7 protein-coding genes are annotated in these 6,913 nt (G+C 37.6%); 6 read left to right on the forward strand and 1 reads right to left on the reverse strand.

Going from position 1 to position 6,913, the window contains the following annotated elements:
* Positions 1-90: 90 nt before the first annotated feature.
* A complete protein-coding gene (locus tag Q0794_RS17850) occupies positions 91-969 on the forward strand; it encodes an aldehyde dehydrogenase family protein (protein WP_366522570.1) in 879 nt (292 codons plus the stop codon).
* Positions 970-1,081: 112 nt separating this feature from the next.
* On the opposite strand, the gene Q0794_RS17855 is transcribed toward Q0794_RS17850, so the two are convergent.
* Positions 1,082-1,645: a TetR/AcrR family transcriptional regulator gene (locus Q0794_RS17855; protein ID WP_298944204.1), complete on the reverse strand. Its 564-nt coding sequence runs from the start codon at positions 1,643-1,645 to the stop codon at positions 1,082-1,084.
* Positions 1,646-1,901: 256 nt separating this feature from the next.
* On the opposite strand from Q0794_RS17855, the gene Q0794_RS17860 reads away from it, so the two are divergent.
* The 5 genes from Q0794_RS17860 to arsJ all read left to right on the forward strand — a co-directional run bounded on the left by Q0794_RS17860 (position 1,902) and on the right by arsJ (position 6,659).
* On the forward strand, positions 1,902-2,357 hold the full coding sequence (locus Q0794_RS17860; protein ID WP_298944206.1) for a VOC family protein: 456 nt from the start codon (positions 1,902-1,904) through the stop codon (positions 2,355-2,357).
* A 9-nt stretch (positions 2,358-2,366) separates the two neighbouring features.
* Positions 2,367-3,347: a pyridoxamine 5'-phosphate oxidase family protein gene (locus Q0794_RS17865; RefSeq protein ID WP_298944207.1), complete on the forward strand. Its 981-nt coding sequence runs from the start codon at positions 2,367-2,369 to the stop codon at positions 3,345-3,347.
* A 603-nt stretch (positions 3,348-3,950) separates the two neighbouring features.
* Positions 3,951-4,283 carry a metalloregulator ArsR/SmtB family transcription factor gene (locus Q0794_RS17870; protein ID WP_298944209.1) on the forward strand — a complete coding sequence of 111 codons (333 nt, stop codon included), beginning with the start codon at positions 3,951-3,953 and terminating at the stop codon, positions 4,281-4,283.
* A gap of 91 nt (positions 4,284-4,374) precedes the next feature.
* Complete coding sequence (locus Q0794_RS17875) at positions 4,375-5,376, forward strand: ArsJ-associated glyceraldehyde-3-phosphate dehydrogenase (RefSeq protein WP_298944210.1); 1,002 nt, start codon at positions 4,375-4,377, stop codon at positions 5,374-5,376.
* 47 nt (positions 5,377-5,423) lie between these two features.
* Positions 5,424-6,659, forward strand: coding sequence for an organoarsenical effux MFS transporter ArsJ (gene arsJ / locus Q0794_RS17880; RefSeq protein ID WP_298944212.1), 1,236 nt, complete (start codon positions 5,424-5,426; stop codon positions 6,657-6,659).
* Positions 6,660-6,913: the final 254 nt, after the last annotated feature.

The following is a 6,913-nucleotide window of genomic DNA, read 5'->3' on the forward strand; positions in this document are numbered from 1 at the left end:
TTCAAATCGTTCTTGGTCGAAAGATCTGATCACTAGGTGGGCATTTAGTTCAATTCCTTAAGCAGAATTGAGGTTAATTACGTCAATTGTATTAATGGCGGTGTTGAAGAAGTCACGGCTTTACTCGCGCAAAAATTTGATCACATCTTTTTTACTGGTAGTACAGAGGTCGGTAAATTAGTGATGAAGCAAGCGGCAGAACATCTAACGCCTGTTACGTTAGAGCTTGGTGGTAAAAGCCCGTGTATTGTTTGCGCAGATGCCAACCTTGATATTGCCGTTAAACGCATTGTTTATGGAAAAATGCTTAATGCAGGGCAAACCTGTATTGCACCTGATTATGTGTTGGTTGATGATTCAATTAAACAGATATTCCTAGACAAAATAGTGCAACGCATTGAATTGATTTACGGTAAAAAAGCCAGTGAAAGTGAAGATTTTGGGCGCATTGTTAATGTAAAACATGCATCACGCATTAGTGAGTTGATTGAGCCTGATAAAGTAGTGGTAGGCGGGGATGTCGATATTCAAAAACGTTATATTGCGCCGACTGTTATGGCCAATGTAAAACTGACTGATCCTGTCATGCAACAAGAAATATTTGGGCCAGTTTTACCGGTGATTAGTTTTTCTGAATTAGATGAAGTCTTCACCATTATTCGCCAGTTATCTCATCATCCTTTAGCGGCTTATATTTTCAGTGAAGATAAACAGGTTCAACGTTTATTATCATCCAAGATTCAAGCCGGCGGGGTTGTGATTAACCATTGCTTACAACATGCAGCAAACCCGAATTTACCTTTCGGTGGAGTGGGGAATAGCGGTATTGGGCATTATCATGGCAAGTTTGGATTCGACTGTTTTTCTCATCAAAAAAGTGTATTGAAAGCGGCGACTTGGCTTGATCTCTCTTTTGTTTACCCTGCTTACAAGGGCAAACTGTCTATGCTTAAAAAGTTGCTGAAATAGTATTTTTAAAGTCGTCTCTTTATCCCGTTTCTTTAAGGCTATGCAATGCTAAGTTAATAAGTTAACTTAAGCCCATGCCTGTAAAACGTTACACGCCTATAATTGAAACTCGTTAAAATAAGCCTCTTGCCATCTCTTTTGCAATCAATGCTGACTGTTTCATTCCGCGAGTGTGAGCCATTACAATCGCACCTTCAACCAATAACCCTATTTGATCTGCTTTTTGCTGAGTGGCTTGATTATTTTCTTTCGTCGTTAACTGTTCAGCAATCATATTGACAATCACTTGTTTGTGTTTTGCCGCGAAGATATTAATCGGATGATTGGGATCGGCGTACTCAGCACTGACATTAATAAAGTTACAGCCAAAGAAAGTCTCACTATTAAACCATTCATTTAAATTATCAAAAATAACCAATACATTCTCAACGGGGTCAGTCTTTTCTTGGTTTTGTTTATTAGCTTCAATTTTATCCTGCAATTTACTGACAACTTGTTCATGGCGAAGCTGCAATGCCGCCAATATTAACTCTTCTTTGCTACGGAAGTGTTTGTATAACGTTGCTTTTGAAACACCCGATTCAGCTAAAATCAAATCAATACCCGTTGCGTGATAACCAAACTGATTGAATAAAATCAGTGCGGTATCGATTAAATGTTGTTTTCTTGGTTGCATATTATTGGTTGTCCTTTTAACGACCGATTTTATTAAACGGTACATGATAACTAAATTATAACCAATTTAAACTTGACGTAAACAGTTCTGTTCACTTATAGTAGTGAACAGATTTGTTCACTTTTGTTTTTGCAATTGTTTCTGCAATTGCTTTTACAATCATTTTGTCCTCGCTTTTATGGCAATTTATATCGCGACTTGTGTAACAAATATTTTTTATAAAACAATAAATTAAATTAATTTAAAGGTATCTACTATGTGCGCTACATCATCACCAAAATCAACAGAAAGCAGCAATGCAGCAAATGCTACAACAACAATTGAAACGTCAGGCATTCATCATTTAGGTCTGACTATTCCAGATATAAAACAAACAGCTGCTTTTTTTATTGAGCAATTAAATTTCAAAAAAGTAGGCGAAGTGCCAGCTTATCCTGCGATTTTTGTATCGGATGGTACAGTTATGTTAACGCTATGGCAGATCAAAGATGCTGAAAATATGACTGAATTCGATCGTACAAAGAATGTCGGCTTGCATCATTTTGCATTAAAAGTGAACAGTATCGAGCAACTAAATGCTTTATATCAAAATCTGCTTCAACTTGAGAATGTTGAAATTGAATTTGCACCAGAAGCATTAGGCGATTCACCTTTTGTACACATGATGTGTTTGATTCCTGGTGGCGTTAGATTAGAGCTGATCAGCGAGTAGGGCGCTTTTATGAATAATACAGTGGCTAACAGTTGGCACCATGGCGAGTTAACTGCACAAAAACGTGTAGGCACTGAACAACGTATGGCTGAAGTAGGGCCTAAATTCATTCGTGAATTAATGCCTCAACAACATCGCGATTTTTTTGAGTCGCTTACCATGATGTTTATTGGCTATACAAATTTTCAGTCGCAGACTTGTGCCAGTGTATTATTTGGTGACCCCGGTTTTGTTTCATCTCCAGATCCAAGTGAATTGGTTATTAATCTCCAATATTCGATAGGCGACTTTACTAATCAAAGCGTTAACATTGGCGATAGAATGGGTTTACTGGGTCTTGAGTTTCACTCGAAAAGACGTAATCGTATTAACGTTATTGTCACCGATATCAATCAAAAAAACATGACAGTGAAAGTACTGCAAAGCTTTGGTAATTGTCCTAAATATATTCAACCTAAAATATGGATTTTTAACCCTGAGTATCAACGTTCCCCTTCGATAACAGAGGTCGCGTTAAGCACTAAGATCAGCATCGATAAAACCATAAAACAGGTGATTACCAATGCAGATACCTTTTTTATTGCGAGTTGCTTTGATGATGGAAAGCGGTTAAATAATCGCGGCACTGATATTTCTCATCGCGGTGGAGACGCTGGATTCGTAGAGGTTAATGAGTCAGGTCAATTATTAGTGGAAGATTATTATGGTAATGGTTTTTTTAATACCATAGGTAATTTATTACTAAATCCAATAGCCAGTTTATTATTTTTCGATACTCAACTAGGCCATGCTATACAACTTACTGTGTCTGCAGAAATAGGGTGGAATGATGATCAAGATGACGATCAAGATTATGATGCCAATAAACAAAACAATAGTTTAAACGATACAAAAAACGATAAGTCCGATGTTAACCAAGTTAGAACATTATGCTTTACGCCAATTAAAATAGAACATTACCAAAATGGCTTTGCCTACCTACAGAAGTAGCCATCACTGATCCATAAAGCAGTATAGGTCCCGATAAAACAAGGTAAATCAAACAAAGCAAAATAGCCAAAGAGAGAAGAGCTGACTATTGTTATCCGCAGATAATATCTGCGTTATTTCAGTATCATTTAAAACGATTTCAACAAGTATAAATGCTTTTATTGAGCTGTTTTATTCATTTATTTTCAGCTATCTATTTTCGTTCAACTCGTTCAACTCGTTCAACTCGCTCAATTCATTTCAATTAAATTCATAGATGTCTCTCTATGACTCATCTCAGCTTATCAATATCAATATCAATATCAATATTAATGCAAAGTCTTTAACGTTATTGATTATTTCTATTCTATAAAAATTTTAAGATAACTTTTAAACGTAGCTTTTAGAGATCAGTTTTAGGTATAGCTTTAAACACAGCCTTTAAACATCACTTTAAAAAGAAGCTTGGATTTAAATAGTAAGATTTTTTTTACTTATTTATCAATTCGATACCCATCATCTTTAAATGCTTTTAAAGTTTTTAAAAATAATTGATCAATAATCTCTTGATTTATGATGTGGAATAATTAATATATATGGATATTCGTATATGTGGATGTTTTTATGTTGCCCCATCAATTTTTTAAAATGTTATCCGATGAAACACGCTTGCGTTGTTTGATCTTAATTGCGCGAGAAGAGCGTGTCAGTGTGGGTGAGTTATGTGCGGCTCTTGAGCAAAGCCAACCTAAAATATCTCGACATTTAGCTATCCTACGTCAATCTGGTGTTTTGCTCGATCAACGAGATGGACAGTGGGTGTATTACCTTGTTAATTCAGAATTACCAGGGTGGATGCGCAAAGTAATCGCAGGTCTAACTGCCTCAAACTGTTTAAAAGCAGAATACCAACAAGATATCGCTAACTACCAAGTGGCAAAGTTAGCCAGTAAATAAGCTATAAAATGAATGATCTCATTCATTACAAAGTAAGTAACCAAAGAAAATAAAACGTATTAATAACATCATCAATAAAGTGAGAAAAATCATGACAATTAAAGTAGGCATAAATGGATTTGGGCGTATTGGTCGTTTGGTAATGAGAGCTTCATTTGATTGGCCAGAGGTTGAATTCGTACAAATTAACGATGTTGCGGGTGATGCTAAAACACTAGCGCATTTATTAGAGTTTGATTCAATTCAAGGTCGCTGGGCACATGCTGTAGAAAGTACAGATAACACAATGACAATTGCAGGAAAATCAATTGCAGTGAGTCAGCAGAAAGAGATTGATGCCGTTGATTGGTCTGCTTGTGACGTCGTTGTTGAAGCAACGGGTGTTCACCGTGAAAAAGCACTACTAGACAAATATACTGCACAAGGTGTTAAACGCGTCGTGGTATCTGCACCAGTAAAACATCAAGACATTGCTAATATCGTTGTCGGTGTTAATGATCATGTATTTAATGCAGAATTACATAAAATTGTTACAGCGGCATCTTGTACGACTAACTGCTTAGCGCCAATCGTGAAAGTGATTCAGGAAAAAATAGGCATTACTAACGCAGCATTTACCACCATTCATGATTTAACCAATACACAAACCATTCTCGATGCTCCGCATAAAGATTTACGTCGTGCCCGTGCTTGTGGCATGAGTTTGATCCCAACAACAACCGGTTCTGCAAAAGCAATTATTGAAATCTTTCCTGAGTTAGCAGGGAAAATAAACGGTCATGCCGTGCGTGTGCCTTTAGCGAATGCATCATTAACTGACATCGTATTTGAGCTGGATCGAGATACCACAGCTGAAGAAGTGAATGAGTTATTAGAGCAAGCTTCACAAGGTGAGTTAGCAGGCATTTTAGGCTTTGAAACGCGCCCATTAGTGTCGATTGATTACCGTGGAGACCAACGTTCAACGATTGTTGATGCATTATCCACCATGATGATTGGCAAGCGTATGTTAAAAATCTATGCATGGTATGACAATGAAATGGGCTATGCGACACGTACAGCAGAGCTAATGAAAAAAGTAGCGTTAGCTTAACGTCATTTTTAAGTGCTAGATATTTGCTCAATGTAGGAAACAAAACAATGAAGTGGCTTTCAAAACTTGATAAATCATTACGTCAGTATTTATTAGTTACCTTTAACTATTGGAACTTTACGGTGACTGACGGGGCACTCCGTATGTTGGTGGTGCTGTATTTTTATCAATTGGGCTATAGTCCATTAAATATTGCTTTGTTGTTTTTGTTCTATGAAGTCTTTGGGGTGATCACCAACTTAGTGGGCGGTTGGTTAGGGGCGAGAATTGGCTTAAACCGTACCATGAATATTGGTTTAGGCATGCAAGTGTTTGCACTCTTACTGCTAACCGTACCCAGTGAATGGTTAACCATACCTTGGGTGATGATGGCACAAGCCTTGTCTGGTATTGCTAAAGATCTCAACAAAATGAGTGCTAAAAGCGCCATCAAAACACTCATTCCCAATAACCAACAAGGGAAACTTTACCATTGGGTTGCCGTATTAACAGGATCTAAGAATGCCCTAAAAGGAGCGGGATTTTTCATTGGTGGCTTATTGCTAACGCTGGTGGGGTTTCAAGTCGCTTTAGTGATCATGGCTGTAGTCTTAGCCGCAGTCTTTATTCTGAGCTTAATTTTCCTTGAAGGGGACTTAGGGAAAGCCAAAACTAAACCTAAATTCAGCCAGATGTTTTCAAAATCAGGTCCAGTGAACATCTTATCAGCCGCACGATTATTCTTGTTTGCATCACGTGATGTGTGGTTTGTGGTGGCCTTGCCTATCTACTTAGCGAGCATCTTTGGTTGGTCACATTCCATTGTGGGTGGTTTCCTCGCAGCGTGGGTCATTGCTTATGGTATTGTGCAAGGTTTTGCCCCTAAAATAACGGCTTTTTTCGCGAAAGAGGGCACAACACCTGACGGAAAAAGCGCAATGTTGTGGTGTACGTTATTGGCGGTTGTAACGGGTGTGTTAGCGATTGGTATTGAACTGCAATGGCAAGTGCAATGGATGATAACGATTGGGCTCTTAATTTTTGGGGCTATTTTTGCCGTTAACTCTTCTTTACATTCCTACTTAATTATCAGCTATGCAAAACAAGACGGTGTCTCATTAGATGTGGGCTTCTATTACATGGCTAATGCAATGGGACGCCTAGTAGGCACCGTATTATCTGGTTGGGTTTACCAAGCCTATGGTTTTGCCGCCTGTTTATGGATAGCCTTTGCGTTCTTAGTGATCACTAGCATCATTTCATTAAAGCTGCCGAATTCAGATAAACACAACAGAGTTGATTGAAGCTATTATGGTTTAGTTAATGAGGTTGATGATTCCATAAAAGCGCTATTACTAGCGCTTTTTTATTGTCTGGATTAAATTAATAAATGAATTTTTTATTAACGTTAAATGACCAAGTCTATTGATTCCGCACTTCCACCGTTAATATCGAATTTATCTGAGTATTTTAATGATGAATCATAGGTTGGATCTTAAGAAAAAAATACATTGAAAACATGCTCTGAATTTGATCTGATAGTAATCGCCAAACCAAT

The organism is uncultured Psychromonas sp., assembly GCF_947489755.1.
GTDB lineage: Bacteria > Pseudomonadota > Gammaproteobacteria > Enterobacterales > Psychromonadaceae > Psychromonas.

Bases quoted from the DNA above. Each gene is read 5' to 3' on its own strand.
- Q0794_RS17855 (WP_298944204.1), bottom strand. From the start codon at position 1,645: ATGCAACCAAGAAAACAACATTTAATCGATACCGCACTGATTTTATTC.
- Q0794_RS17860 (WP_298944206.1), top strand. From the start codon at position 1,902: ATGTGCGCTACATCATCACCAAAATCAACAGAAAGCAGCAATGCAGCA.
- Q0794_RS17865 (WP_298944207.1), top strand. From the start codon at position 2,367: ATGAATAATACAGTGGCTAACAGTTGGCACCATGGCGAGTTAACTGCA.
- Q0794_RS17870 (WP_298944209.1), top strand. From the start codon at position 3,951: ATGTTGCCCCATCAATTTTTTAAAATGTTATCCGATGAAACACGCTTG.
- Q0794_RS17875 (WP_298944210.1), top strand. From the start codon at position 4,375: ATGACAATTAAAGTAGGCATAAATGGATTTGGGCGTATTGGTCGTTTG.
- arsJ (WP_298944212.1), top strand. From the start codon at position 5,424: ATGAAGTGGCTTTCAAAACTTGATAAATCATTACGTCAGTATTTATTA.